Origin of the sequence: Leucothrix mucor DSM 2157, assembly GCF_000419525.1 — a bacterium.
In the GTDB taxonomy this organism is placed as follows: Bacteria; Pseudomonadota; Gammaproteobacteria; order Thiotrichales; family Thiotrichaceae; genus Leucothrix; species Leucothrix mucor.
Genome location: NZ_ATTE01000001.1, coordinates 710664 through 736707, shown reverse-complemented (window position 1 = coordinate 736707; position 26044 = coordinate 710664). Strand labels below are relative to the sequence as shown.

The window sequence follows — 26044 nt, the reverse complement described above, 5'->3', positions numbered from 1 at the left end:
ATTAAGAGTTAGCTTACGCCTGTACAACGCTAAATGGTACCAAGGCACCTTTATTGCAAATGACAATGGCCGCACAGGACTGCCCTGCTTTGATGGCTTTTTCGATATCACCCGAACGTAATAACTCGGCTAAGTAGGCACCATTAAAGGAGTCACCGGCTGCAGTGGTATCTACCACGCCATCGACTGGGTTAACGGCAAAACTACGGCGCTCATTACCTTGTGCCCAAAGTGTTGGCTCACCACCATTTTTAACGATGACTTCATTCACGCCCAGCGCCAGATAACGCTGTGCCGTATCTTCCGGAGTGTCATCGCCAAAGAAAATTTGCTCATCTTCAAAGCTTGGTAGCACGATATCGGAAATTGCCGAAGTGCGTGTAATGATGTCGCGCATCCGATCTTCCGTTTTCCAAAGACGCGGACGCAAGTTCTGATCAAACACAACCATCGCACCCGGCTTTAAGGCTGAGCGTAGATTGCTAATTAACAACTCGGCATCCGCATCTGGCAAAATTGCCATGGTGATTCCGGATAAATAGACAATGTCTGCTTGGCTAACCGCATCCCATAAAGCTTGTGGGTTTTGCAGCATTCTTCTGGCCGCTGAAGCATCGCGCCAGTAACTAAAGCTACGCTCGCCGCCATCCAGATGAATTTTGTATAAGCCAGGCACTGCACCGGCAATGCGTGTGACCGAATCCACATCAACGCCAGCGGCTTGTATAAAGCTCAACATTTTGTCGGAGGTTGGATCATCGCCAACTGCGCTGAAAAAGCTGATTTTTGTATCTGGCGTCGCCAGTGCTTTGGCATACCACAGCGAGTTAAATACATCGCCTGCAAACCCTTCACGCCACAAGTTATCACTCTCAGATGAAAGCTCAATCATGCACTCGCCAATACCCAGTAATGACTTCATAGTTAACGTCCTCAAACGTTGGAGACTTTATTAATGGTGCAACGTTGACTTAGTCAGACGAGCCAGCACCTTCAAATACCCGAGTTCGGGCATTTTCAATATGTCGACGCATTGCCGCACGTGCTGCAACCGCATCACCTGCTTCAATGGCATTTAAAATTTCACGGTGTTCCTGCTGAACCGTTTCCAAGCGCACGCGCGGCTTCATCAATGACAAATTACGCGTCAGATTCATACCCGTCAGGATATTGGATTTCATCGAGCTGCGAGCAGAGGCGAAATAATGATTATCCGAGGCCCGGCAAATGGCCGCATGAAACACTTCGTCGGCATCCACGCCCAATTCGTTTTCTTTAATGCAGCGATCCAGTTCCGCTAAGGCCGCGCGCATTTGTCCGATATCAGCATCCGCACTGCGCTTGGCCGCAAGGTAGGCCGCCTCGCCTTCGATAGCCGCGCGAAACTCAAAAGTCCGTTGAATATCGGCAATCGAGCCAACCGGCGCAAAGTCGAGCACTTCCTCATCGGGACGTCGCTTTACAAAAGAGCCGGAGCCTTGGCGGGAGACGATCACATCATCCGCACGTAATTGTTTTAATGCCTGACGCAGTATCGGCCTCGACACATTCATGCGTTCACTGAGTGCGTGTTCGGTCGGAAGCTTTTCGCCCACGCCGATTTCTCCCTGCACAATCATAGACAATAGCTGTTCATACACACGGTCTGCCAACGTGGTATCCCTGAGCAGCAGCGAGTCGCTCTGCGGTAATTTAGTGTCCGATGATTTCATTCGCTCCTTGTGTATCTAACAGTGCTGAGCCATTAGTATAGTAATTTGTTAATAATTTGTAAATCAATTCTATACAATGACTCGCGGCTCCGCTTCCAGCGTAATTCTAAACTTCGCTTCAACCGAGCTAATAATCTGCTGCGCCAGCGCCCATAGCTCGTTACCGCTTGCAGACCCATGATTCACCAACACCAGTGCATGCTTCTCATAAACACCCGCATCATCCAAACGATAACCCTTCCAATTGCATTGCTCGATCAACCAAGCGGCAGAGGTTTTCTTTTCTAAATCATTATTAGCGATGGCATAGCCCGGTAAATTGGGGTATTCCGCTTTTAACTCATCCCACTGTTCTACGGAGATGATTGGGTTTTTAAAGAAACTGCCGGCATTACCGATCACAGCGGGGTCTGGCAATTTACTTTGGCGCAAGGCAATAATCGCATCACTAATACCCCGTGAGGTTAGCGTTTGGCCCTTTAATACATCCTCAACGCCGGCGTAGGCAATTACCCATTGCGGCTGCCTGGCTAAACGGAAGGTCACCGACTCAATTAGCCAGCGGTCTGGCTGCTGGCTTTTGAAAAAGCTATCGCGGTAGCCAAACTGGCAATCGACCTGATTAAACTCTCGGCGCTCACCCGTATGTAGGTCAAGTGCTTGTAAACAATGAAAGCGATCCGCTAGTTCAACGCCATAGGCTCCGATGTTTTGCATGGGCGCAGCGCCCACCGTACCCGGAATCAGCGATAAGTTTTCCAAACCGGCATAACCCTGATCAATCGTCCAACGCACAAACTCATGCCAGTTTTCACCGCCAGAAGCTTGTACATAGAAGGCTTCATCATCTTCACGAATGCATTGACGCCCTAGCAGCTGTACCGCCACGGCAAGCCCCTTAAAATCATCCTGAAACAGCATATTACTGCCGCCGCCGATGAGTAATAACGGGGTTTCCGGCGTTTGTGTGCGCCATAGGACTAATGCATCGCAATCCTTAGAATCACGAAGTTCAGTGAAGTAACGAGCCACGCAGGCCACGCCAAAACTGTTATGTGCGGTTAACGCGTAATTTTCTTGTATTTGCATGGCGCGCATTTTACAGAAATCGGGGTATAATATCCCTCTTTTGAACCTTTCAGGCCCCATAAATATGTCACACGCTGTAAACAAAGTTGTACTCGCCTATTCCGGCGGACTGGATACCTCCATTATTGCCAAATGGCTTTCTGAGACCTATTCCTGTGAAGTTGTGACCTTCACTGCGGATATCGGACAAGGTGAAGAAGTTGAGCCAGCCCGCGCTAAAGCACAGGCGATGGGCATTAAAGAAATTTACATCGAAGACTTACGTGAAGAGTTTGTCCGCGATTACGTATTCCCAATGTTCCGCGCTAATGCGATTTACGAAGGTGAATACTTACTCGGTACGTCAATTGCGCGTCCATTGATTGCTAAGCGCCTGATTGAGATTGCGAATGAGACGGGTGCCGATGCGATTTCTCACGGTGCGACCGGTAAAGGTAATGATCAGGTTCGTTTTGAGCTGGGTGCTTATGCACTGAAGCCTGGCGTACAAGTGATTGCGCCATGGCGTGAGTGGGATTTGAGCTCGCGTGAGTCGTTAATGAACTACGCAAAAGAGCACAACATTCCGATTGATTACCAAAAGGCCAAGACTAAGTCTCCTTATTCAATGGATGCTAACTTGCTGCACATTTCTTATGAAGGCGGCATTCTGGAAGACCCTTGGGCAGAAGCGGAAGATGAAATGTGGCGCTGGTCAGTCTCTCCTGAGAACGCTCCGGATGTACCGACTTACATCGAGCTGACTTACGAGAACGGCGACCCGGTTGCATTGGATGGTGAGCGTCTGTCTCCGGCAACTATGCTGGAAACACTGAACAAAATCGGTGGTGATAACGGCGTTGGTCGCTTGGATATCGTTGAAAACCGCTACGTGGGCATGAAGTCTCGCGGCTGTTACGAAACACCGGGCGGCACCATTATGATGAAAGCACATCGCGCCATTGAGTCACTGACTCTGGACCGCGAAGTCGCTCATCTGAAAGATAGCCTGATGCCAAAGTATGCCGAGATGATTTACAACGGCTACTGGTGGAGCCCTGAGCGTGAAATGATGCAGAAAATGATCGATGCATCACAAGAGCACGTGAATGGTAAGGTTCGCCTGAAGTTGTACAAAGGTAGCGTTAGCGCTGTTGGCCGTGCTTCTGAAACCGATAGCTTGTTTGATGAGAAGATCGCCACCTTTGAAGATGACGAAGGCTCTTACAACCAAGCGGATGCAGAAGGTTTCATTAAGTTGAATGCGCTGCGTTTACGTATTGGTGCAGGTCGCAAGTCGAAATAAATGATGAGTAATGACCACGAAAACCGGCTAACTAACCTCGAAATCCTGCTAACACAGCAGGATGACGTAGTGGAAACGCTGAGCCGAATTGTACATCAGCAGCGGCTGGTGCTTGAGCAGATGCAGGTAAAGCTATCACGGCTTGAAACCAAACTGACCAACACCAGTGGCGGCGATATGGCGAGCGAGCAAGAAGAAACGCCGCCACCACATTACTGATGTCGATTCCGGTCACTCTGGCAGTTAGCGGTCACCCTGACTGCCCTGCCAGCGAGATTGAACAACGGGCGCGCTTATTGCGCTGCCCGCTGTTTGACGCCCAGCCCGATGCGCAGTTTGTCCTGCATCAAAGCCCTGGCCGGCTGGAGCTTTATAATCCTCGCGAACCCAATACTAAAGCCATCTTTGCTGACTTTGTGGAAGGCAAAACCCGACACCGACGCCTGTATGGCGGCGGCAAAGGTCAGGATATGTCTAAGGCTTTAGGCTTACAAAAATTCCCGAATGCCACCGTGATTGATGCCACCGCTGGCTTAGGCAGCGATGCCTTTGTCATGGCGACACTGGGCTGTCATGTCACTTTGCTGGAACGCAATCCGGTTGTGCAGTTGCTATTAAGCGATGCGCTAGCTCGCGCCGATGCCTCTGGTGATACAGATGTACAAGCGATTTCAGCTCGAATGCGCTTAGTGCAATCAGCTTCTGTTGATTACTTGGAAGCGCTGGAGCCAGAAGATTATCCGCAACTGATTTATCTCGACCCTATGTTTCCGGAGCGCGATAAGCAAGCGCAAGTCAAAAAGGAAATGCGCTTCTTTCATGAAGTGGTAGGTGAAGACCCTGACAGTGGCGAGCTATTAGCCATTGCACTGCAGCGAGCCACCGAACGCATTGTGGTCAAGCGCCCGTTACGCGCGCCAACCTTAAATGAGCGCAAGCCGGATTTCGATATTCGCGGCAAGGCCATTCGTTACGATGTGTATTTAGGTTGCCGTCACTTCGCAGCCCAGCGCCCAATCACTAGCTGATCTTTCGCTTTGAAATAATGAGGCGGTATTAAGATTGGCGCAATACCGTCGCTTAGTGAGCGCCCTGTTTGATCAAAGCGGTTGCTGGTACACGTATCCTTGTAGCCTTGCCCATTGTAGTAAAGTGGGCAACGCGCCGAATCCCCCTGATCAAAATACACAAAGTAACTGACATCTAGCGAGCGCCATGGGTGCGCATCAAGCGCTGCAGCTTGATTTCCAAAGGCATTATCATTACTTAAGACAGGGGCTTGTTCAGTTAATTTCAGTAAGCTGGCCTGCTGAGAAGGGTCACGCTTTAACACTCTGACCCGCTGATTATCCCAACCAATCGGCACGATACTGCCATATAGCGTATCTTCCAGCATTAACTCCACCGTTTCTGGCGGTGGTGGCGGGGCAAACACCGCATCCCGGCTATTGAAGGTCGCGTTTAAAAACACAAATAGGAGTGCAATAATGCCAATTGCCGTGAGCACTTTGAGTATCACGCGGTACAATAATCGTTTATCGGTCATGAGGGATCACAGTGCCTGAATATAAAAAGTTTCTGCTGATAGGAGCGGCTTTAGCAGCGCTTGGCGTGCTACTCGGTGCCTTTGCAGCGCATGGTTTGGAAAAAGTCATCACCGACCTGCGCATGCTGGACCGATTCGAAACCGCGGTACGTTATCAATTCTATCATGCACTGGGTTTAATCTTAGTATTCCTGTTAGCAAAACAAGGTTTAGCTTCTCGCTTATTACAGTGGAGTGGCCGCAGTATGATTGCGGGTATCTTGCTGTTTTCCGGCAGCTTGTATATCTATGTACTGAGCGGCACGAAATGGGTCGTTATGTTCACGCCGATCGGAGGTGTATTTTTCATCGTCGCTTGGGTCTTACTGTTTATCGCCGCCTGGAAGCACGCCTAATGATGACAAGATCACCAAAATTCCCATTGATTGTCAGCTTTATTTTGATTGATGCTGTATTTATTTTTTTGCTGGGTGGGTTTAATGAAAGTCTGTTCTTAGCATTGAACAGCGCCTTTGCCAGTCTGCCTGCAAGCTTTTGGCAGGTGGTTACTTCACTATCAGACCCGTTGATTGCGCCACTGATTACCTTTAGTTTGTTCTATCGACACCCTACCTTTCTTCGCGCCTTATTCATTGCGATATTGATTGGCATGGCGTTGAACTACGGCCTGAAAAATGCTTTTGCAGTACCACGGCCTGAAGCGGTTTTAGTTTCAGCGGCGTTTAATAAGATTGGCCCTGCTCTGACAAGTTTTAGTTTTCCATCTGGCCATACCTTGACGGTATTTTTAATGGCAGGCTTGATTAGCGCTTGGTATCAGCATCGGAATCTAAGCGTGTTGGTGTTTGTCGTAGCGACACTCATTGCGCTAAGTCGCATTGCCGTTGGTGCACACTGGCCAGCGGATGTGGCCTTTGGTGCGGTACTAGGCTGGTTTGGTGGCTGGGCGGCAGTGAAAATTTGCACTTACCTGCCCGCAATCATTCCCGATAAAACTCAGATGGCACTTTATGGTTTGACGTTGTTTATCGGAATTTACGCCGTGATAGCTAAAACCCCGTACCCTGATGCACAGTGGTTAAATACCGCCGCCGCTTTATTTGTGATTGCTTACAGCGTACGCAAACTCACCGAACTCATTCATCTAAATAAGAACTAGTGCCAGACGGGCTTGCCGGCGGCTTTTTCAATGGCTTCCATCCGTGCATTATGCGCGGCAAGCTCATCGTCATTCGCACGAACTACTCGCAGTTTCAGAGAGGCAGCACTGAGGATACCGGCTTCGCCGCCCTCATCTTCCTCTTCGGTATTCTTGCGAGTATTACTGGTTTCCAGTGTCATGGTGACCTGTCCACCGGTCATTCCCAGATACACATCACCCAAAATCTCGGAGTCAAGCAGTGCGCCGTGAAGCTCACGATGCGAGTTATTGATATCCAAACGCTTACATAAGGCATCCAGTGAGTTACGCTGCCCCGGATACATTTCACGCGCCATCACCAGCGAGTCGGTAATTTTGCAACGAGACTCAATATTGCCCCAGTCCGGCCCCAGTAAACTTAGCTCGTAATTTAAGAATCCAATATCAAACGGCGCATTGTGAATGATTAGCTCTGCGCCCTGAATGTATTCCAGAAAGTCTCTGGCCACTTCGTTAAAACGCGGCTTATCAGACAAAAATTCGGGTGTAATCCCGTGGACTGCCAAGGCTTCTTCGTCGATCAGGCGATCGGGCTGTAAGTATTGGTGATAGTTGTTGCCGGTCATTTTGCGGTCGATCATCTCAACACAACCGATCTCGATGATGCGGTGACCATCACGCGTCTCAAGACCCGTGGTTTCAGTATCCAGTACAATTTGTCGCACAGTGTATTTCCTGAGAAAGTTCAGCAGCCGATGATGGCTGCTTTAAGTATTTTGTTGCCAGGTGTTTAAGGATTACCTGACTATTCGCTGCCGGCTTTTTTATCCATGGCCAGATTAGCCAGCTCATCAACGCGTTCGTTTTCAGCGTGGCCGCTATGCCCTTTCACCCAGCACCATTCGATATCGTGCATTGCGCTAGCCGCATCTAAACGCTGCCAAAGGTCTTTATTTTTAACGGGTTTATTGGCGGCCGTTTTCCAGTTTTTTGCTTTCCAGCCTTTAATCCAATTGGTAATGCCTTGCCGTACATATTGAGAGTCGGTGGTTAACGTGACTTTGCACGGCTCAGACAAAGTCTCTAAACCACAAATTGCAGCCATCAACTCCATGCGGTTGTTCGTTGTTTCCGCTTCATAGCCATAAAGCTCTTTTTCATGGTTACCGAAGCGCAATAAGGTGCCCCAACCGCCAGGACCCGGGTTGCCACGGCAGCCGCCATCCGTAAACAGTTCTACTGTTTTTTTATCTGTCATAATGAATTTTTTACTTAGCCGGAATAGTTTTCTCTACGCACGCGCTGAGCGGTGCGATTGAGCGCAACTTTACCACCCGTGAGCAAGATTGGCGACTGCCAAACCTTTTTATAAGGTCGTCTTGCAATCACTTGCTTCTTGGCATGAATCACATACAGATTACTAAATAATGGCCAAGCCAGCTTTCCAAGAGGCTCTAACCAAGACAGGCGCCGGTACAGTTTTTCACTTTGAAGGCCCGGACGAAAGCCAAGGTATTGCATATCTTTGACTTCAAAACCCAGTAAAGAGAACCAGTCACGTACACGTGCAGGCCCCGGCAGATCAACCGTGTTTTTTAAAGCCCCAGCCGAACGCATCAATGACCATGGATTAAAACCAATCATAATCACCTCGCCATGCGGATTTAGAATACGATCAATTTCTCGCAGGACTTTATGCGGGTCTTGGCAAGTCTCCAGAACGTGTGTCGCCAATACCAAATCAATATCATCAGGTGTTAACGGTATATTCTCCGGAGTGGCAATGATGTCGTTGACGAGTTTGTCTTCACCCAGCGTTGCATTAAACGCGATACGGCTATGTCGCAGAAAGTTGGTATGCCCACTCAGTGCACCGATTTCCACCGCATAGTAGCCGTAGACATCTTCCATATACGTTTGGCACAAGGTATCCAACTGAGCTAGAGCCTGTTGGCCGGCCAGTGTTTTATACCATTTCTGGCAAATTTGCAGATTAGAGTCGTGAATTTGCATGATCAACCTCTCTCTATATAGATAGAATGCTACCGCAAACTGACGGTGTATAATAGTGAATGTTCAGCATCCCATGCTTATTAAAGTTTGGCTAAACAATTACTTGCCTTGTTCAGGCTATGCTAAGTCTGCTTGAAATATAATGCAATGACACGCTCCACAAGAACAAACCGCTAAAAACAACAATAATTCATTCAGGCTTTGCTGGTCGAATGAAAAGGGTAAAAAATATGGGAAAGCCAAGAAATCTCTCGCTCGCGATTGCGGCGGCACTTTCGATGTCCGCGATTACAGGATGCAGCAGTATCGGTTCCAGCAGAATCAAAGCTATTCCTGATCAAGCCTCCGCCAGCTCTCCAACAATTGTTCATGAGAAGGTTGCCTACTTAAGTGCGACCCGCTCACGAGCTCCGCAGACTAGCTATGCACCACAGCCACAGGCTGCGACTCATAATCATCCGGCCTATCAGCAATCAAACGGTGATGTTGACCTGCTTTATGCGGCACAGGTTTTATTAAACCAGCCAGCAGCACGCCCTCAAGCCCGTCCTGCAGCACGACCAAAAACGCTTAGCTACCCTGCCCCACAAGCAGCGCGTAAAGTATATCGTGCACCTAAAAAAGCGCAGCCACAAACTTATCGGGTTGCGAGTAATCAGTCAATTTTAGATGATCCGGCTTACCGTCAAGTATTGCTGCAATTAGCAGGCATGGCACCAGATCCGGTTCAACAGGCTTATCAAGCCCCAGCTCCAAAACAAGTTCAGCGCCCGACTCCTGCACGCGCAGCGCCAAGTAAAAACCAACCACAAGTTGCAAGCTCGAACATGTTCGATGTACCTGGTGAAGACATGTGGGACCACGTTAAAAATGGTTACGGCATGGGCAACCATGGAAATCGCCGCGTAGTACAACATTTTGCACGCGTTTATGGCCAGAAGCCTGAGCGTTTGCAGCGTATTGCCAACCGCGCAACGGGCTATCTGCACATTGTAGTGACTGAATTAAAACGTCGCGGCATGCCAACTGAACTGGCTTTATTGCCATTTGTAGAAAGCGCCTATGTAAATACGGCTTACTCTCACGCCGGTGCTGCCGGAATGTGGCAGTTTATTCCGTCAACAGGTCGCATGTACGGACTTAAGCAAAACAAAGGCTTTGATGGTCGGATGGATACGCTAGAGTCGACCCGTGCTGCTTTGGATTATTTACAGAAATTGCACCGCCAATTTAATGGTGATTGGTTCCTGGCACTCGCGGCTTACAATGCCGGTGAAGGTCGAGTTTCACGCGCCATTAAATACAATCGTGCTCGTGGCCGCAAAACGGACTACTGGAGCATCAAGCTACCACGCGAGACTCGTGAATATGTCCCACGTTTGTTGGCCTATAAAGAGATCATTGCTCGCCCTGCGTCTTATGGTTTCCGTTTGAACAAAACACCAAACATGCCGAAACTGGTCGAGATTCACGTCAACAAGCCAGTAAATCTGCGTAAAGCAGCGATGCATGCGGGTCTTCAGGCCGATACCCTGACTGACTTAAACCCTAACTTCCTGAAAGGTGTTACCACACCACGGGTTAGTAAGCGGATTTTATTGCCTCGCAACCAAGCGGGTCGTTTAGCGCACGTTATTCATCAATTGCCTGCTGAAAGACCAGTGAGTATTTCACGAACTCGTGTTGCAAAAGCTAGCAAGAAACGCACTAAGCGTTATAGCAAAAAGCGCAGTAAGGCGAGAACTTATCGGGTTAAGCGCGGCGAGACGATCTATAAGATTGCCATGCGCCACGGTATGACAGTAAACAAGTTGAAGCGTTTGAATGGCCTACGCTCAAGCCGCATCAATGCTGGCGCACGTCTGAAAGTGATCTGATAATTAGTCGCTAATCTCAAGGCTTATGCTTGAATAATACGACCCCTGCCAGCAGCTCTGGTATGGGGTCGTTTTTATTGTTGGAATCTGCAAAACAGCTATCGCATTATCACACTTTGAACCTAGCGTCTTAGCTTATCGGAGTGATCACTATGCAGGAAAATCAGCAACGTATTCGTCACCAGGTCTGTGCGCAGCGGGCTGCCTTAAGTGTTGAAGACCAAACGAGTTTCTCAGCACAGATTTGCCAAAATATTTTGGATAGCGGTTGTCTGGAATCAGCGCAGCATATTGCTTTTTACCTGCCGATCCGTGGCGAAGCAGACCCCACTACCCTGCAAGCTCAGCTAGCGAAAAACCATCCCGATAGAACTTTTTATGTGCCTATTTTACCGGAAGATAAACAGGCGAAACTGACGTTTGCGGCCTACAAACCTGATTCAGCCATGATCATTAATCGCTTTGGGATTTTGGAGCCGGATTTAAGCCAGACGGAAATATTGGAAGATGCTACAAAGCTGGATGCTGTGATCATGCCATTAGTAGCGATTGATCCATTAGGAAATCGCATCGGTATGGGTGGTGGCTATTACGATCGAACTTTTGCATTCAAACATCAAGACAATGCACCGCAACTGCCCCAGCTCATCGCATTTGCTTATGACTTCCAAATGATAGAAACACAAACGCCCCAGCCATGGGATGTCCCGGCTGAGGCGATTGCGACACAAAGCAGCTTCTTGCGAATTAAATCCGCTGGCTATTAGGTGGAATGGCGGGTTGTGATGGCTGAGTATTAAACGGTGGCTTGGAGAGTTCATTACGTAGCTCTTCTGCGCCTTGCTGTAAGGCTTTCTCTACTTCATTGAGAGATTCGGATAATTGCTTATCTAAACCTTGAATACCTTGCTGCATCAGATTATTCAGCTGATCGAAAACAGTTCCCATGGTTTCTTGTACCGTACTACCGATAGTCTCGGCAAGATCGACCCGCCAACCATGCTCGGTACTAATCAGAACTGTTTTACCGGGGATCTTAACGCTGGTTTGACCCAGCTTTTGAGAATATAAGAAAGTATCAATCGAGGCACTTTTCTCGCCCTTCATTACCTCACCCAACTCATAGCGCTCAGGCTTTAATTGCCCTGACCGAATATATTTGAGGTAATCCACCGTATCCCAGCTGGCTAAAGACTTGGCTTTCTCCATATCCTGATCGATTACTGCTTGCCAGAACTCACCAGCAACAGCTTCCGGGGTTTGTTCCTTGCTATTACAGCCACTCAGCACAGCCGCAAACAGCAAGCTTGCTAATATCCATCCCCAGTTCTTTATTTTCATCCTACCTTACCTGTCAGCGTTTGGTTTTGCTCGTCATACCCAATCAATTGAGTATTAACGATGCGGTTCTCTAGTAAGACCGCGTTAGTGACAGAAGTTTCAACTTTCATAAAGTTAGGCGTGTAGCCTGCGTAGATCGCCGTCGTACCCTGCAACTTTTGACGCTCCCATAACACTGGAACTGTCTGACCGACATGCTGCATGGCGAAATCCTGTTTAAGACGCTCAGCCAACGCGTGCATTTCTAGACTACGCTCTTTCTTAATTAACTCATCAACCGGATTAGGTAGACGTGAAGCTTTGGTGCCTTCTCGCGGCGAATAAGAGAAAATATGCAAATGACCAAAACCAACGGATTCCACATATTCCATAGTTTGCTGCCACTCAGCTTCAGTTTCGCCGGGGAAGCCTACAATGATGTCGCTAGTGACATTAAAACCTGGAACACTTTGGCGAGCTTGCTCTACCAAATGGCGGAATGAGTCAGTCTTACAGCGGCGTGACATGCGTCGTAAAACAGTATCAGAACCACTTTGTAATGGAAGGTGCATATGTGGCATCAAGCGTGGGTCTTCAAACAAGCCAAAAAACTCATCGGGTAAATCCCAAGGCTCAACCGATGCAAAACGAATGCGTTGAATATCAGTCTCACTCAAAATGGCTTTAACCAAATCAAACAAAGAAGTATCTAAATCACTGCCGTAACCACCAACATGCACACCGGTCAGTACGATCTCATTAATACCTTGAGTCTGCAATCGCTGAACTTCATCCAAAATATCCGCAATTGTACGACTACGCTCATCACCACGAGCCACGGTAACGATGCAAAAAGTACAACGATAACGACAGCCATCCTGAATTTTAATGAAAGCACGCTGGCGACCACGTTGAAATAAATTACTTTCACCAGGCTCCATCGCAATTAATGGCATGGTATTGGCTTCAAATTTGTCCATAACCATTTGCGGCAGCTGATCTTTCTGAGGGTTTGGCACTACCAAGTCAACACCCAAATGATCTGCAACCTTATCCGCTTCCAAAGTCGCATAGCAGCCACTGACTACTAGCTTTGATTCCGGATTTTCGCGGTATAAGCGATTCATCAGTTTGCGCGATTTTTTTCCAGCATCAGCAGTAACTGCACAGGTATTAACGACAACCACATCAGCATCCTGATGATCGGTAACCATCGAGTGCCCTTCAGCACGAAATGCATGTGACCATTGCTCCAATTCTGCTTCATTAAGACGACAGCCCAAGGCTTTCAAATGCACTTTCATAATACGTTCCTGCTTAATACAAAAAGGCCCCTGTGGTGGATTAACACCAAAGAGGCCCGATAGATAACGGTTAAAACTTATTCGAGAGCGGAGTCATTCACAATAACTTCAGCCTGCTCACGCATCGCCTTAATCAAAGCATCTTGCTCACGACGAGATAACTCTTCTTTAAAGCTATTTAAGCCGCCGTTACTGACTTCAGTATCGCCATCAACGACTTTATCTAAACCAATCAGAGAAAAATCGCCATTCGGCAAAATGGTGCTGGCAAAGCTTACTTTACCCTCAGCATCGGCTGGGCTTAGCTTGAATATTTCAGACACGACTTGTGGAGATAGCTTGCGATCATTACGCTTAAGCTGCTCGAAAGTTTCGATATCTGCTGGATTTAATTCAGCAATACCTTCTAACGCACTCCAATCAGCCGTCTTTTGTAGCTCAGCCAACAGTGCTTCACCACTTTCACGAGTTAACTTGCGAGACTCTGAATCGATATACGCATCAGTCGCTTGCTTCTCAACTTCAGCAAATGGCTTCACCGACGCATCTTCATGAACTTCAAGACGGACCACAACTGCTTCAGTTGGGCTAATTTCAATCAGTGAAGAGTTACGACGATTGTTCATCACATCATCAGAGAAAGCGGCTTCACGAACAGCAGCTTGCTGACCAAGACCTGCACCACCACTGCGAGTAATCCACTCAGAAGTAGTCACTTCTGCACCCAGCGCATCTGCCGCTGGCTCTAGACTGCTGTCGTTCTCAAAGCTCAATGTTTGCAGCTTCTCAACATGATCAATAAATACTTTTTCTGCTTGTGAGTTACGGTAATCCGCATCAACTTTTGCTTTTACTGCCTCATACTCAGGAATAACTTCTTCCTTCACATCAAACAACTTAATGATTTCGTAACCAGCATCCGTTAACACAGGCTCAGATACTTCACCGACCTTCAGTGCTGCGGCAGCCGTTGCCTGAGCAGCAGACATTTGATTAAGCTGCATGAACCCCATATCACCTGCTTTTTCAGCAGCGATCGTGTCATCAGAGTCGGTTGTAGCAAGCTCTTCAAACGTCTTTTCTCCAGAAATGATACGTGCATGAAGCTCTTCAGCGCGTGCTTTAGCCGCTGCATCATCTTCAGCCGCAGTACGAATCAAAATGTGTGAAATCTTACGCTGCTCTGCTTGACGGTAAAGATTAGCATTCTCTTCGAAATAAGCTGCCAGCTTCTCATCATCAACTTCTAAGTTAGAAGCTAACTGAGCGCGATCAACCAATAAGTAACGCAGTTTTACACGCTCAGCGCTTTCAAATAAGGCTGGGTTGCTTTCGTAAAATGCTTTTACTTTGTCTGCATCAGGCGTGACCTGGTCCGTGTAATTCTCTACTCGTAGACTATAAACCTTACCGCTACGCTCTTGATTAAGCAGTGACTGGTAAAGCTCAGCTTGCTGCTTTGGTACAAAGCTTGTATCGGCAATTGAAGAAGTCATTTGCTGCAACGTAAGGTCATCGCGAGTCTGCTGTTCAAACAGTGTAGGACTCAAGCGATTCGCTTGTAGCAATTGCTGGTAAGTCGTCTCGTCAAACTGGCCATCTTTTTGAAAGCTTGGCATGCCACGAATCATATCAGCAACTTCCTGGCTGCTGGCGCGGTAGCCGTACTCTTCTACCGATTGCTTTAACAGCTCACGGTTTACTAAGTCATTCAACACCTGCTCTTTGATAGTTTTATCATCAAGCTGTGGAGGCAGAGAGCCGTAAATAGAGGTCAGGCGTTGCTTCTGCTGCAGTGCTGCAGTGGTAACCGATGCGATCTCTATATCTTCACCGTTAACAGTCGCAGCAACGACCTTCTCATTGCCATCCAGATAGGAGCCAATACCAAATAGCATGAACGGTATACTGATGAATATAACGATTGCGTATGCAACCCATCCCTTCGCTTTATCATTGATTGTTTGAAGCATGATATCTCTATTATTCGTTAATGTTTTTATCGAAGGGGATGATACCCGATTGAGCGAAGCCATACCAATAAAAACAATCTGTGTGCTAGGCATTGCACAAACTGCAGACGAAAAAAAAGGACACACTAGGTATCCTTTTCTTTCTATATATGGCGGAGCGGACGGGACTCGAACCCGCGACCTCCTGCGTGACAGGCAAGCATTCTAACCAGCTGAACTACCGCTCCGTGGTGGGTGATGAGAGACTTGAACTCCCGACATCTGCCTTGTAAGGGCAGCGCTCTACCAACTGAGCTAATCACCCTTGGTTTGAGTTGGCGTAGTATATACGTTTCACTCGATACTGCAAGGTTTTTTTAAACTTTTTTTCTACTACTAAAATCTTTCAAAGTGGCGGAGCGGACGGGACTCGAACCCGCGACCTCCTGCGTGACAGGCAAGCATTCTAACCAGCTGAACTACCGCTCCATACTCTAAAAAATTGGTGGGTGATGAGAGACTTGAACTCCCGACATCTGCCTTGTAAGGGCAGCGCTCTACCAACTGAGCTAATCACCCTCCAGTAGAAAGCGCGCTAGTTTACTGCATCTTTTAAAGCTTTACCAGCTTTAAATACAGGATTTTTTGAAGCTTTAATTTGGATCTCTTCGCCAGTACGTGGATTACGGCCAGTACGTGCTGCACGCTCGCGCACAGTGAAGGTTCCGAAGCCAATCAGAGTCACAGTGTCATCTTTATTTAGGGCAGCTGTTACAGTCTCAACGAATGCCTGGTAAGCCTTGTCCGCATCTGCACGACTCAGACCGGAAGCTTCCGCCATCGCTGCAACTAAATCTGTCTTATTCATAGATTGTTATCCTTTTAAATGGTGTGATGATGGTTGTACCCATTTCATATATACCAGCCCCAATCCCCTTACCTCAAGAGACGTGCCGAAGTACGCCGCACAGTTATACCAGCCACTCAGTAATTGTTCAACAAAATTTAGGACAGCGAAGCGTGACTACAGTAAATTAGCCACTCTCACGCTGTCCTACAGGTTTTTACTGCCCAAAACCAAGTAGAATTAGCCTATGCATTAGTGAGCGCGAATCTCCTCATCGGCATCAGCCTCAGAGGATTTTTGCTCCAACTTCTCATCAGAAGCCTCTTCATACTCTTCCATAGAGATGGACTTAGGAACACTCTCAAGCGCAATCTCAAGCACTTCATCAATCCATTTAACCGGTTTGATCGTGAGTCCCTTGGTGACGTTCTCAGGAACATCGGCCAGGTCTTTTTCATTCTCTTTAGGAATAATGACAGTGGTAATCCCTCCGCGATGTGCTGCCAGTAGCTTCTCTTTCAAACCACCAATCGGCAATACTTCACCACGTAAAGTAATTTCACCCGTCATTGCTACTTCTGCACGAACCGGTATCTTAGTCATTGACGAAACAATCGCCGTAACCATACCCACACCCGCACTAGGGCCATCTTTTGGTGTCGCACCTTCTGGCACGTGAATATGAACATTGTGCGACTTGATGAATTTTTGTGTAATTCCCAAGATACGCGCCCTGCTCTTCACTACCGTTTCAGCTGCCTGAATCGACTCTTGCATGACCTTACCCAAACTTCCGGTACTTTTTATGTTGCCAGTACCTGGTAATTTCACACTTTCGATAGTCAATAACTCACCACCAACCGATGTCCAAGCCAGTCCAGTGACCTGCCCGATCTGGTTTTCTTTATCTGCCCGGCCAAAATCAAAGCGCTGAACACCCAAATATTTTTCAATATTTCGCTGACTCAACGATGTTTTGTCTTTTTTCTCCAGCAAATGCTCACGAACAACCTTACGGCACACCTTAGAAATCTCACGCTCAAGGTTACGCACACCCGCTTCACGCGTGTAATGACGAATCATTGCCATCAGTGCTGCATCGCTAATCGTCAACTCACCCTTCTCAAGGCCATTCACTTTAATTTGCTTAGGCACTAAATAATTGCGCGCAATATTCAGTTTTTCATCTTCGGTGTAACCCGGAATACGAATAACTTCCATCCGATCCAATAATGGACCCGGAATATTCATACTGTTTGAGGTCGCAACAAACATGACATCAGATAAATCGAAGTCCACTTCCAGATAATGATCCGCAAAGGTGTGGTTTTGCTCAGGATCAAGCACTTCCAACATCGCTGAAGCGGGGTCACCACGGAAATCCATTGCCATCTTGTCGATTTCATCTAACAAGAATAATGGGTTTCGGGTACCAACACGCGTCAGGTTCTGTACAATCTTACCCGGCAGTGCACCGATGTAAGTACGGCGATGACCACGGATCTCCGCTTCATCACGTACACCACCTAATGCCATGCGGGTATATTTACGGCCTGTTGCTTTAGCAATCGAACGACCCAGTGAAGTTTTACCCACACCTGGAGGCCCTACCAAGCACATAATCGGACCTTTCAGTTTCTTAACACGCTGCTGAACCGCTAAATATTCAACGATACGCTCTTTAACTTTTTCCAGACCATAATGATCAATATCTAAAGTTTCCTGCGCTTTGCTCAAGTCAGACACAATCCGTGACTTTTTCTTCCACGGCAGACCAACCATCCAGTCGATATAATTACGGACAACCGTTGCTTCCGCTGACATCGGAGACATCATCTTCAGCTTATTCATTTCATTGAGCGTCTTATCCAACGCTTCTTTAGGCATTCCGGCCTTATGAATCTTATTGGTTAGCTCTTCATTTTCATTCGGTGCATCGTCCAAATCGCCCAGTTCTTTTTGAATGGCCTTCATCTGCTCATTCAAATAGTACTCGCGCTGGCTACGCTCCATCTGCTGCTTAACGCGACCACGGATACGCTTTTCAACCTGTAACAAGTCAATTTCGCCTTCAACCAGCTCAATGAGCTGCTCTAAGCGTGCTTTAACTTCGATTGTTTCCAGAATTTCTTGCTTGGCTGCAACTTTCAAGCCCAGATGTGCGGCAACGGTATCAGCCAAACGCGCAGGCTCATCAATACCACTTAGCGAAGATAGAATCTCAGGTGGAATCTTCTTATTGAGTTTGACGTACTTATCAAACAGATTAAGTAGCATGCGAGATAGCAGTTCGACTTTACGCTCGTCGAAGTCTTCATCCACTGGAATTACAGCGATGTCTGCAGTGAAATGCTTGTCATCCGCATTCACTTTCTTAATCAGCGCGCGATCGCCACCTTCTACTAAAACTTTTAACGTGCCATCCGGCAGCTTCAGTAATTGAAGGATGGTCGCTAAAGTACCGACTTCGTAAATATCTTTGGCGCTTGGGTCATCAACCTCAGCACTGCGTTGGGCAACTAGCAATACTTGTTTATCACTTTCCATTGCCTCATCGAGGGCAAGGATCGATTTTTCCCGGCCAACGAATAACGGAATAACCATGTGTGGATACACAACGACATCGCGCAGTGTGAGGACGGGAACGTTCTTTATCATTTTTGCTCTTGCCATATAAACCTCTTTTGCCTAAATGCATACCTGACGGGCATTTAATGGATATTGGGATAGGAGACATCAATCTCAACTGACAGGGGATTTTTATTCTTATAAAAAAGCCCCGAGCAGGACGCGCGGGGCTTGATTTGGATCAGATTAATCTGCAGAAGAAACTCTGCGCTCAGGCTCGGCGTCCTGGCTTTCATAAATCAGATAAGGCTTCGTCTCCCCCGAGACAACCGACTCATCCACAACCACTTTGGTTACATCCTCTTCTGAAGGCAAGTCATACATTGTCTCCAACAGAATACGTTCCATGATACTACGCAATCCACGAGCACCAGTCTTACGCTCCATTGCCTTACGAGCAATCGCGTGCAATGCATCATCACGGAAGTCCAGCTCGCTGCCTTCCATATCAAACAGCTTTTTATACTGCTTGGTCAGTGCATTTTTAGGCTCAGTCAGAATACGTACTAATGACTCTTCATCAAGCTCAAGCAGCGTTGCGATAACCGGTAAACGTCCAACAAACTCAGGAATCAGTCCGTAACGAACCAAATCTTCTGCTTCAATCGCCTGAATCACGTCACCAAATGACTTTTTACCATCTGCTTCTTTAACTTTTGCCGAGAAACCGATACTGCCTTTCTCTGTACGATCCAGAATGACTTTATCCAATCCGGAGAATGCACCACCACAGATAAACAGAATATTTTTGGTATCAACCTGCAAAAACTCCTGCTGCGGGTGCTTACGTCCACCTTGCGGCGGAACCGATGCAACCGTACCTTCGATCAATTTCAGCAGGGCTTGCTGTACACCTTCACCAGACACATCACGAGTAATCGATGGATTGTCTGATTTACGGGAAATCTTGTCGATCTCATCGATGTAAACAATACCAGTCTCGGCCTTCTCTACATCGTAGTCGCATTTCTGCAGCAGCTTCTGAATGATGTTTTCAACATCCTCACCCACATAACCCGCTTCAGTTAGCGTGGTAGCATCTGCCATCGTAAACGGCACATTCAACATGCGCGCCAATGTCTCAGCCAGTAAAGTCTTACCGCTACCGGTAGGCCCAACCAACAAAATATTACTTTTCGATAGCTCAACGCCATCTTTACCGCCAGTGTGCTGTAGACGCTTATAGTGGTTATACACCGCGACCGACAGTACTTTTTTGGCAGCATCCTGTCCAATGACATAATCATCGAGGAATTTATTAATTTCACGCGGCGTCGGCAGTTTTTCCTGCTCGCCATCGTCTTTTTCCTGCATTTCTTCACGGATGATGTCGTTACATAAATCAACACACTCATCACAAACAAAAACAGACGGCCCGGCGATCAGTTTTCTAACTTCATGCTGACTCTTGCCACAAAACGAGCAATACAGCAGTTTCCCATTATCCTGATCGTCTTTTTTGTCTTTACTCATTCCAGAGAATTCCTCATTTTCTTTTATCGAAGAGACAGCATATGAATCTCTATTAGCTGCTCAATCAAAGCACATTAATGGCAAATGGAAGCTTAATACCAATGCCCTTTCGATGCTTCATTTATGAATATACTTCCTATATGGATACGGAATCAACTAAATACAAGGTTACAAGGGTTTAAACTGCCTCTATTTAACCCAGCACTTTCAATTATTACATCGCTAAAGGCAAAAAGGCCTGTCAAACGACAGGCCTCGGAAGCATAGAGCATTGAATACGATTAACGTTGAGTGAGAACCTCATCAACCAGACCGTAAGATACCGCTGTTTCTGCATCCATAAAGTTATCACGATCAGTATCTTTCGCAATGGTCTCCAATGTTTGCCCGGTGTGGTGGGCCAGAACACGGTTTAACTCATCACGAATTTTCAGGATTTCGCGAGCATGGATATCAATATCCGTCGCTTGTCCCTGAAAACCACCCAGCGGCTGATGAATCATCACCCGTGAATGTGGCAATACATAACGCTTACCTTTGGTGCCGCCAGCCAACAATACCGCACCCATACTAGCCGCTTGGCCAATACAGATTGTGCTGATATCAGGCTTGATGAACTGCATGGTATCGTAAATTGCCATACCAGCCGTTACTACGCCACCTGGAGAATTGATATATAAGTGAATATCTTTCTCAGGATTCTCAGACTCAAGGAATAATAGCTGAGCAACGATCAAATTTGCCATATGGTCCTCAACAGGACCCACAACAAAAATCACGCGCTCTTTTAACAAACGAGAATAGATGTCGTATGAACGCTCACCTCTTGACGTTTGCTCTACAACCATCGGGATTAAACCCAAGGCTTTTGTGTCTAATGCATTTGACATAGCATTGACTCCTTTATAATTATGCAGCAGCCTGTTGCTGCTGAGGATTCATCAGCTCAGTGAATGCCATTTCTTCATCAACTACTTTGGCTTGAGCCACAACCCAATCAACAATCATCTCTTCCATAACAGCTGCTTGGATAGTCTGCATTGCTTGTGGGTTGTTTTTGTAATACTCGATCAACTGCTGTGGCTCTTCATATGTAGAAGCCAAGTTATTCAGCATTTCATCAATCTTTGTCTCATCGCTCTTCATTTCGTTTTTAGTAACGATTTCGCCAACGATCAGACCTAACTTAACACGACGTGATGCCTGCTCTTCGAACAACTCATCTGGCAATGAAGACATATCAGCGCCATTTGCGTTCTCAGACATTTCATTGCGAACGTAAGTCACTTCCTGCTTAACCAATGCCTTAGGCAGGTCAATTTCGTGCAGTGAAGACAAACCTTCCATGACAGACTGCTTTACGCGGTTCTTAATGGCATTATCCAATTCACGCTGCATGTTTTGACGGATTTCAGCGCGGAATGATTCCATATCGCCAGCATCAACACCAAACTTAGCAATGAATGCTTCATCAACTTCAGGCAACTTAGCTGCCTTCACGTCATTTACAGTCAGCTTGAATTCTGCGCTCTTGCCTTTCAGGTTTTCTGCAGGGTATTCATCAGGGAAGGCAACAGTGATTGTCTTCTCTTCGCCCTTAGACATACCAACCAGACCTTCTTCAAAGTCTTTCAGCATGCGGCCAGCACCAAGCTCAACATTAAAGTCCTGAGCACTACCACCATCGAACAACTCACCGTCCAATGAGCCTTCAAAATCGATGTTTACGGTATCGCCATTCTCACAAGCGCGGTCAATGGTTTCCCACTCTTTCTGCTGTTGACGCAGGTTTTCGATCATCTGATCAACATCTTCGTCTTTAATAGCAACCACTGGGCGCTTAACTTCCAGCTCAGCCATTGAAGCAATTTCAAACTCAGGGTAGATATCAACCGTTGCAACGTAAGTCAGGTCTTTACCACGCTCCAGAGTCTCTGGTGCGATTTCAGGCTGACCAGCAACACGCAAGTTTTCTTGAGCGACTGCTTCGCTGAAAGTGCGTTGGAATGTTTCACCCAGCACTTCTTGGTATACGGAATCGCCATATTGCTGGCTAACAACGCTCAAAGGTACTTTACCTGGGCGGAAGCCATCTATCTTCACGCGTCCACGCAAGGATTTCAGACGGGATTCAACTTCTCCGTCAATTTGGTCGGCTGGGATAGTAATCGTCAGTTTACGTTCGATATTACCAGTGGATTCAACTGAAACTTGCATGCACAAAACCTCATAAACCACCGCGTCAATGCGGCGAGAAGATATAATCTGTTAGTCGTAAATTTACCCGGAGACAGGTTTGGAGAAGTCAAATGGTGCGAAAGGAGAGACTCGAACTCTCACGCCTTGCGACACTGGAACCTAAATCCAGCGCGTCTACCAATTCCGCCACTTTCGCATTTGACTTACACCGCTACTGCCAATGAGCTAGGAGCGGGGATTATACATGGCTATAAGCCGCTTGTGTATAATCACTTAGAGAAATTTTAGAATAAATCATGAATATGGTTTATTCAAGCTAACTACTCAATGGGGTGGATGATGGGGCTCGAACCCACGACCACCGGAATCACAATCCGGGGCTCTACCAACTGAGCTACACCCACCACTGAAAGAGTATTTCCTAACCGAACAATGGCGCGTCCGGCAGGACTCGAACCTGCTACCCTCGGCTTAGAAGGCCGATGCTCTATCCAGATGAGCTACGGACGCATGCTCGAAAAAAACGTGGTCGGGGTAGAGAGATTCGAACTCCCGACATCCTGCACCCAAAGCAGGCGCGCTACCAGACTGCGCTATACCCCGTTTTCCAAGTCCCTTCAGAGTGTCAACATATCGCTGTAACCCCGAAGAAGCGCGAATAATACGTGCCTTAATTATTTCCGTCAAGCGGATTTTTAAAAAAAGTCTTCAAAACTTTTACCACCCTCGCCGCAACCTATATAGCTTTTTGAATTTTAAGGAAATACCTGTAACATGCATTACTCATTTAGTACTCACAGAATTTTTCATGTCTCATTTGAAGTTCAACTTGCTTAAAACTGATAAGCAAAGTCGTCGCGGCCGCCTGACATTTCCACGCGGCACTGTAGAAACCCCCGCCTTTATGCCAGTTGGCACTTATGGCACGGTAAAAGCCATGACACCGGCACAAGTTAAAGACACTGGCGCCGAGATTATTCTTGGCAACACCTTTCACTTAATGTCACGACCCGGCACTGAAATCATTCGTGCGCACGGCGACCTCCATGACTTTATGCAGTGGGATAAGCCTATCCTGACCGACTCCGGTGGATTCCAAGTCTTCTCACTGGCAAAGATGCGCAAGATCACCGAGGAAGGCGCTCACTTTCGCTCACCGGTTAATGGCGACAAGGTGTTACTCACCCCTGAGTACTCAATGCAGATCCAGCGAGACCTCGGATCAGACATTGTAATGATCTTTGATGAGTGTACACCCTACCCTGCTACCTTCGACGAAGCAGAGCAATCCATGTCATTATCACTACGTTGGGCAGCCCGCAGCAAAATCGCTCACGCAGGCAATGAGTCAGCACTCTTTGGTATCGTACAAGGCGGCATGTATGGCGAACTACGCCAAACCTCTGCGGAAGGCCTTAAAGAAATAGGCTTTGATGGCTATGCAATTGGTGGCTTATCGGTGGGTGAGCCAATGGACGAGCGCAATGCCGTACTGGAAGCAACAACACCATTACTTCCTACTGACAAACCACGCTACTTAATGGGCGTTGGTAAGCCTGAAGACATTATTGAATCCGTATTACGTGGCGTTGATATGTTTGACTGCGTTATCCCAACCCGTAATGCACGTAACGGCTTCCTATTTACACGCTTTGGCACCCTGAAAGTCCGCAACGAAAAGCACAAGCTATCAACCGCGCCGATTGATCCAGACTGTAACTGCTATACCTGTCAGAATTTCTCACGCTCATACTTACGCCATCTGGATAAATGCAAAGAGATTTTAGGTGCGCAACTGAATACCATCCACAACCTGCACTACTATCAGGAACTGATGCAAGGCATTCGCAAATCATTAGATGAGGACCGCTTTGAAGAATTCCGCAGCGAGTTTTATGCGCTTCGTGAAAAAGGCGACCCTTTGGAACACTAAGTACGAAAAGCTGATTGATTTACACAAACAAAAAGGCCACTCATCTCTGAGTGGCCTTTTTTATATCAAGAACACATGACGTGTTACATGATACCCATCTTCTCAAGCATCTGAATAGTCAGACCACCTGTTGGAAGATTGTTGTCTTTCTGGTAACGCTCTACAGATAGCAATGTTCCGCGACCGATGCTGCCATCGATAGGACCATTATAGTAACCCGCATCTTTCAGCACTTGCTGAATTTGCTTGTTAGTATCACGAGTCATGTTTGTTTCACACAACACACGCTGCCACTCCAAACGCTCGCTAGATTTCTTAACACGCTTTTCGATGGTGTTATAAACCGCTGGAACGATTGTGCGACGCTCTTCAGCTTCTGCAGAAACATTCTTAACTTTAACAGTCTTGTACTCAGCAGGTACTTTCTCTTCAACAATTGTTGCAGGCTCTTCGATCACTTGCTTCTTAATTGTTGTGAACTCTGCTGGAATTTCTTTCAAGCAAATTCTGTTACCCGTCGCAGTACCTTCACCAGATACTTCGGAATCTCTCCAGATAAACGCAGCATCAGCAACTTTAGTCGTTACTTTAACTGTACTGAATTCTGCTGGTAGTTTTTCACGATCTGCCGCTGAATCACTAACCAAACGGCTAACGGGTACAACGATAGACTCTGCAGGTACTTCAACTTCTTCAACTGTTGAAGGCGCCTTCAAGACAGTCTTCTTAATGGTCTTATAAACAGCAGGGATCTGAACCAGACACATGATATCGCCTGTTGCGTTATCAATACGAGTAATTGGGCCAGTTCCTTTTTTCCAAACGGCCTTAGCTGGCTCTACCATTACCTGCTCTTCGATTACTTCGTACTCAGCTTCCACCAGGACTTTATCCTTGCTGGATGCCTTAACCATTACAGTCTCTTCTGTCTGCTCGTACTGAGCATCAGCGATATTGATCTGCTCTGCTTCTTCCTTAACCAGCACTTCTTTTTCAGTTGTTTCAAACTTAGCAGGAACATAGTACTCGCTGAAACACTGACTAGGCTTAGCAGACTCAAGGTCAACACCATTAGTCACAGCCGCTGCCAATAATGCAGGGCTCGCAGGAATACCACGACGATCTAAACGGGTAACCCACTCAGAACGTGCTGGAGAAACTTCAACTTCTTCCGTTTCAGTACGGTATTTTGCAGGTACTGCTTTCAAGCGAGTGAACGCCTCTTTAACCAGTACTTCTTTTTCTTGAACATCGAACACTGCAGGAACAATTTCAACAGTATTAGTCTCAGGCTTTACCAGCACTTCTTCAGATACTGTTTCGAAAACAGCCGGTACGATAACCTTTGAATAACATTCGCCAGGCTTAGCATCAGGTAAAGTATCAGTTGCATCGACACGGTCTGCCTCAGCTGCGTAAGACATTGGGATTAATAAAGATAGAATAGCCGCTGAGGCATAACTCTTGTTCAGCATTTGGAACTCCTAAAATATACTACCATTTAATATGTAGTGACTGAGTTGGGCACTTAAATGGAACTCGACGGTCCCTGTGATTATTTTCTGTATTCATAGTCAGGCGACTACGACACCCCTTTATAGATTGCCGACAAAGCATAATCCATCCCCGACAAATGGGCAACCTTCTTAACATTGCGATACCGGCCCCTCTGAGGTACACACTATTATTAGGATTATGTCGTGGAGCAGAGGATATAGAATTCAG

At 47.0% G+C, this 26044-nt stretch carries 24 protein-coding genes and 8 tRNA genes; 8 read left to right on the top strand and 24 right to left on the bottom strand.

The window, feature by feature from the left end; genetic code table 11:
* Window positions 1–13: 13 nt before the first annotated feature.
* The 3 genes from LEUMU_RS0103245 to murB all read right to left on the bottom strand — a co-directional run bounded on the left by LEUMU_RS0103245 (window position 14) and on the right by murB (window position 2801).
* Window positions 14–922, bottom strand: coding sequence for a sugar kinase (locus LEUMU_RS0103245; protein ID WP_022950838.1), 909 nt, complete (start codon window positions 920–922; stop codon window positions 14–16).
* 49 nt (window positions 923–971) lie between these two features.
* Window positions 972–1712 (bottom strand): FadR/GntR family transcriptional regulator, encoded by a 741-nt coding sequence (locus tag LEUMU_RS0103240; protein ID WP_022950837.1) that lies wholly within the window; start codon window positions 1710–1712, stop codon window positions 972–974.
* A gap of 69 nt (window positions 1713–1781) precedes the next feature.
* Window positions 1782–2801 carry a UDP-N-acetylmuramate dehydrogenase gene (murB, locus tag LEUMU_RS0103235; protein WP_026744445.1) on the bottom strand — a complete coding sequence of 340 codons (1020 nt, stop codon included), beginning with the start codon at window positions 2799–2801 and terminating at the stop codon, window positions 1782–1784.
* Between the two features lie 64 nt (window positions 2802–2865).
* Here murB and LEUMU_RS0103230 point away from each other — a divergent pair, with 64 nt between their 5' ends.
* The 3 genes from LEUMU_RS0103230 to LEUMU_RS24420 are packed head-to-tail and all read left to right on the top strand — an operon-like array spanning window position 2866 to window position 5114.
* Entirely contained in the window at window positions 2866–4086 is a 1221-nt protein-coding gene (locus LEUMU_RS0103230) for an argininosuccinate synthase (protein WP_022950835.1), read from the top strand.
* Complete coding sequence (locus LEUMU_RS24425; RefSeq protein ID WP_022950834.1) at window positions 4087–4305, top strand: SlyX family protein; 219 nt, start codon at window positions 4087–4089, stop codon at window positions 4303–4305. It begins immediately after the preceding gene.
* A complete protein-coding gene (locus LEUMU_RS24420) occupies window positions 4305–5114 on the top strand; it encodes a class I SAM-dependent methyltransferase (RefSeq protein ID WP_022950833.1) in 810 nt (269 codons plus the stop codon). The genes LEUMU_RS24425 and LEUMU_RS24420 overlap by 1 nt, the downstream gene beginning before the upstream one ends.
* On the opposite strand, the gene LEUMU_RS0103215 is transcribed toward LEUMU_RS24420, so the two are convergent.
* On the bottom strand, window positions 5081–5632 hold the full coding sequence (locus LEUMU_RS0103215; RefSeq protein WP_022950832.1) for a hypothetical protein: 552 nt from the start codon (window positions 5630–5632) through the stop codon (window positions 5081–5083). The genes LEUMU_RS24420 and LEUMU_RS0103215 overlap by 34 nt on opposite strands.
* An 11-nt stretch (window positions 5633–5643) precedes the next feature.
* Here LEUMU_RS0103215 and LEUMU_RS0103210 point away from each other — a divergent pair, with 11 nt between their 5' ends.
* Both LEUMU_RS0103210 and LEUMU_RS27745 read left to right on the top strand, forming a co-directional pair.
* Window positions 5644–6027 carry a DUF423 domain-containing protein gene (locus LEUMU_RS0103210; protein WP_022950831.1) on the top strand — a complete coding sequence of 128 codons (384 nt, stop codon included), beginning with the start codon at window positions 5644–5646 and terminating at the stop codon, window positions 6025–6027.
* Window positions 6027–6791 (top strand): phosphatase PAP2 family protein, encoded by a 765-nt coding sequence (locus tag LEUMU_RS27745; RefSeq protein ID WP_022950830.1) that lies wholly within the window; start codon window positions 6027–6029, stop codon window positions 6789–6791. The genes LEUMU_RS0103210 and LEUMU_RS27745 overlap by 1 nt, the downstream gene beginning before the upstream one ends.
* Here the strand turns inward: LEUMU_RS27745 and dnaQ are convergent.
* The 3 genes from dnaQ to LEUMU_RS24410 all read right to left on the bottom strand — a co-directional run bounded on the left by dnaQ (window position 6788) and on the right by LEUMU_RS24410 (window position 8786).
* Window positions 6788–7498 (bottom strand): DNA polymerase III subunit epsilon, encoded by a 711-nt coding sequence (gene dnaQ, locus LEUMU_RS0103200; RefSeq protein WP_022950829.1) that lies wholly within the window; start codon window positions 7496–7498, stop codon window positions 6788–6790. The genes LEUMU_RS27745 and dnaQ overlap by 4 nt on opposite strands.
* A gap of 80 nt (window positions 7499–7578) precedes the next feature.
* Window positions 7579–8031: a ribonuclease HI gene (gene rnhA, locus LEUMU_RS0103195; protein WP_022950828.1), complete on the bottom strand. Its 453-nt coding sequence runs from the start codon at window positions 8029–8031 to the stop codon at window positions 7579–7581.
* Window positions 8032–8045: 14 nt separating this feature from the next.
* The gene (locus LEUMU_RS24410; RefSeq protein ID WP_022950827.1) at window positions 8046–8786 is read right to left on the bottom strand and encodes a class I SAM-dependent methyltransferase; all 741 of its coding nucleotides are present in this window, start codon (window positions 8784–8786) and stop codon (window positions 8046–8048) included.
* A gap of 230 nt (window positions 8787–9016) precedes the next feature.
* Between LEUMU_RS24410 and LEUMU_RS27740 the strand changes: the two genes are divergently transcribed.
* Window positions 9017–10663 carry a transglycosylase SLT domain-containing protein gene (locus tag LEUMU_RS27740; protein WP_022950826.1) on the top strand — a complete coding sequence of 549 codons (1647 nt, stop codon included), beginning with the start codon at window positions 9017–9019 and terminating at the stop codon, window positions 10661–10663.
* A 152-nt stretch (window positions 10664–10815) separates the two neighbouring features.
* Window positions 10816–11430, top strand: coding sequence for a 5-formyltetrahydrofolate cyclo-ligase (locus tag LEUMU_RS24400; RefSeq protein WP_022950825.1), 615 nt, complete (start codon window positions 10816–10818; stop codon window positions 11428–11430).
* On the opposite strand, the gene LEUMU_RS0103175 is transcribed toward LEUMU_RS24400, so the two are convergent.
* From LEUMU_RS0103175 to LEUMU_RS0103100, 16 genes are all read right to left on the bottom strand, one after another.
* Entirely contained in the window at window positions 11411–12004 is a 594-nt protein-coding gene (locus LEUMU_RS0103175; RefSeq protein ID WP_022950824.1) for a hypothetical protein, read from the bottom strand. The genes LEUMU_RS24400 and LEUMU_RS0103175 overlap by 20 nt on opposite strands.
* Window positions 12001–13287 (bottom strand): tRNA (N(6)-L-threonylcarbamoyladenosine(37)-C(2))-methylthiotransferase MtaB, encoded by a 1287-nt coding sequence (mtaB, locus tag LEUMU_RS0103170; protein ID WP_022950823.1) that lies wholly within the window; start codon window positions 13285–13287, stop codon window positions 12001–12003. The genes LEUMU_RS0103175 and mtaB overlap by 4 nt, the downstream gene beginning before the upstream one ends.
* 77 nt (window positions 13288–13364) lie before the next feature.
* Window positions 13365–15260: a SurA N-terminal domain-containing protein gene (locus LEUMU_RS0103165; RefSeq protein WP_022950822.1), complete on the bottom strand. Its 1896-nt coding sequence runs from the start codon at window positions 15258–15260 to the stop codon at window positions 13365–13367.
* 150 nt (window positions 15261–15410) lie between these two features.
* A tRNA-Asp gene (locus LEUMU_RS0103160) sits at window positions 15411–15487 on the bottom strand.
* Window position 15488: 1 nt separating this feature from the next.
* Window positions 15489–15564 (bottom strand) — tRNA-Val (locus LEUMU_RS0103155).
* A gap of 87 nt (window positions 15565–15651) precedes the next feature.
* Window positions 15652–15728 (bottom strand) — tRNA-Asp (locus tag LEUMU_RS0103150).
* 14 nt (window positions 15729–15742) lie between these two features.
* A tRNA-Val gene (locus tag LEUMU_RS0103145) sits at window positions 15743–15818 on the bottom strand.
* A 16-nt stretch (window positions 15819–15834) separates the two neighbouring features.
* A complete protein-coding gene (locus LEUMU_RS0103140; RefSeq protein ID WP_022950821.1) occupies window positions 15835–16107 on the bottom strand; it encodes an HU family DNA-binding protein in 273 nt (90 codons plus the stop codon).
* Window positions 16108–16338: 231 nt separating this feature from the next.
* Window positions 16339–18744, bottom strand: coding sequence for an endopeptidase La (gene lon, locus LEUMU_RS0103135; RefSeq protein WP_084708181.1), 2406 nt, complete (start codon window positions 18742–18744; stop codon window positions 16339–16341).
* Window positions 18745–18900: 156 nt separating this feature from the next.
* Window positions 18901–20187, bottom strand: a complete 1287-nt coding sequence (gene clpX, locus LEUMU_RS0103130; RefSeq protein WP_022950819.1) for an ATP-dependent Clp protease ATP-binding subunit ClpX — start codon at window positions 20185–20187, stop codon at window positions 18901–18903.
* Window positions 20188–20468: 281 nt separating this feature from the next.
* Window positions 20469–21077: an ATP-dependent Clp endopeptidase proteolytic subunit ClpP gene (gene clpP / locus LEUMU_RS0103125; protein WP_022950818.1), complete on the bottom strand. Its 609-nt coding sequence runs from the start codon at window positions 21075–21077 to the stop codon at window positions 20469–20471.
* A 19-nt stretch (window positions 21078–21096) separates the two neighbouring features.
* Complete coding sequence (gene tig, locus LEUMU_RS0103120; protein WP_022950817.1) at window positions 21097–22404, bottom strand: trigger factor; 1308 nt, start codon at window positions 22402–22404, stop codon at window positions 21097–21099.
* Between the two features lie 93 nt (window positions 22405–22497).
* A tRNA-Leu gene (locus LEUMU_RS0103115) sits at window positions 22498–22582 on the bottom strand.
* Between the two features lie 132 nt (window positions 22583–22714).
* A tRNA-His gene (locus LEUMU_RS0103110) sits at window positions 22715–22790 on the bottom strand.
* Between the two features lie 29 nt (window positions 22791–22819).
* Window positions 22820–22896: transfer RNA gene (locus LEUMU_RS0103105), tRNA-Arg, on the bottom strand.
* 16 nt (window positions 22897–22912) lie between these two features.
* A tRNA-Pro gene (locus LEUMU_RS0103100) sits at window positions 22913–22989 on the bottom strand.
* 214 nt (window positions 22990–23203) lie between these two features.
* Between LEUMU_RS0103100 and tgt the strand changes: the two genes are divergently transcribed.
* Window positions 23204–24319, top strand: coding sequence for a tRNA guanosine(34) transglycosylase Tgt (gene tgt, locus LEUMU_RS0103095; RefSeq protein WP_026744443.1), 1116 nt, complete (start codon window positions 23204–23206; stop codon window positions 24317–24319).
* 83 nt (window positions 24320–24402) lie between these two features.
* Here the strand turns inward: tgt and LEUMU_RS24395 are convergent, their stop codons facing one another.
* On the bottom strand, window positions 24403–25794 hold the full coding sequence (locus LEUMU_RS24395) for a peptidoglycan-binding domain-containing protein (RefSeq protein ID WP_022950815.1): 1392 nt from the start codon (window positions 25792–25794) through the stop codon (window positions 24403–24405).
* Window positions 25795–26044 lie beyond the last annotated feature (250 nt).

Coding starts and splice junctions, on each gene's coding strand:
- LEUMU_RS24410 (WP_022950827.1), bottom strand. CDS start 8,786: ATGCAAATTCACGACTCTAATCTGCAAATTTGCCAGAAATGGTATAAA.
- LEUMU_RS0103240 (WP_022950837.1), bottom strand. CDS start 1,712: ATGAAATCATCGGACACTAAATTACCGCAGAGCGACTCGCTGCTGCTC.
- LEUMU_RS24395 (WP_022950815.1), bottom strand. CDS start 25,794: ATGCTGAACAAGAGTTATGCCTCAGCGGCTATTCTATCTTTATTAATC.
- LEUMU_RS0103245 (WP_022950838.1), bottom strand. CDS start 922: ATGAAGTCATTACTGGGTATTGGCGAGTGCATGATTGAGCTTTCATCT.
- LEUMU_RS0103165 (WP_022950822.1), bottom strand. CDS start 15,260: ATGCTTCAAACAATCAATGATAAAGCGAAGGGATGGGTTGCATACGCA.
- LEUMU_RS0103175 (WP_022950824.1), bottom strand. CDS start 12,004: ATGAAAATAAAGAACTGGGGATGGATATTAGCAAGCTTGCTGTTTGCG.
- tig (WP_022950817.1), bottom strand. CDS start 22,404: ATGCAAGTTTCAGTTGAATCCACTGGTAATATCGAACGTAAACTGACG.
- clpP (WP_022950818.1), bottom strand. CDS start 21,077: ATGTCAAATGCATTAGACACAAAAGCCTTGGGTTTAATCCCGATGGTT.
- murB (WP_026744445.1), bottom strand. CDS start 2,801: ATGCAAATACAAGAAAATTACGCGTTAACCGCACATAACAGTTTTGGC.
- LEUMU_RS0103230 (WP_022950835.1), top strand. CDS start 2,866: ATGTCACACGCTGTAAACAAAGTTGTACTCGCCTATTCCGGCGGACTG.
- mtaB (WP_022950823.1), bottom strand. CDS start 13,287: ATGAAAGTGCATTTGAAAGCCTTGGGCTGTCGTCTTAATGAAGCAGAA.
- lon (WP_084708181.1), bottom strand. CDS start 18,744: ATGATAAAGAACGTTCCCGTCCTCACACTGCGCGATGTCGTTGTGTAT.
- LEUMU_RS27745 (WP_022950830.1), top strand. CDS start 6,027: ATGATGACAAGATCACCAAAATTCCCATTGATTGTCAGCTTTATTTTG.
- LEUMU_RS24420 (WP_022950833.1), top strand. CDS start 4,305: ATGTCGATTCCGGTCACTCTGGCAGTTAGCGGTCACCCTGACTGCCCT.
- clpX (WP_022950819.1), bottom strand. CDS start 20,187: ATGAGTAAAGACAAAAAAGACGATCAGGATAATGGGAAACTGCTGTAT.
- LEUMU_RS27740 (WP_022950826.1), top strand. CDS start 9,017: ATGGGAAAGCCAAGAAATCTCTCGCTCGCGATTGCGGCGGCACTTTCG.
- LEUMU_RS0103140 (WP_022950821.1), bottom strand. CDS start 16,107: ATGAATAAGACAGATTTAGTTGCAGCGATGGCGGAAGCTTCCGGTCTG.
- LEUMU_RS24425 (WP_022950834.1), top strand. CDS start 4,087: ATGATGAGTAATGACCACGAAAACCGGCTAACTAACCTCGAAATCCTG.
- LEUMU_RS24400 (WP_022950825.1), top strand. CDS start 10,816: ATGCAGGAAAATCAGCAACGTATTCGTCACCAGGTCTGTGCGCAGCGG.
- LEUMU_RS0103215 (WP_022950832.1), bottom strand. CDS start 5,632: ATGACCGATAAACGATTATTGTACCGCGTGATACTCAAAGTGCTCACG.
- rnhA (WP_022950828.1), bottom strand. CDS start 8,031: ATGACAGATAAAAAAACAGTAGAACTGTTTACGGATGGCGGCTGCCGT.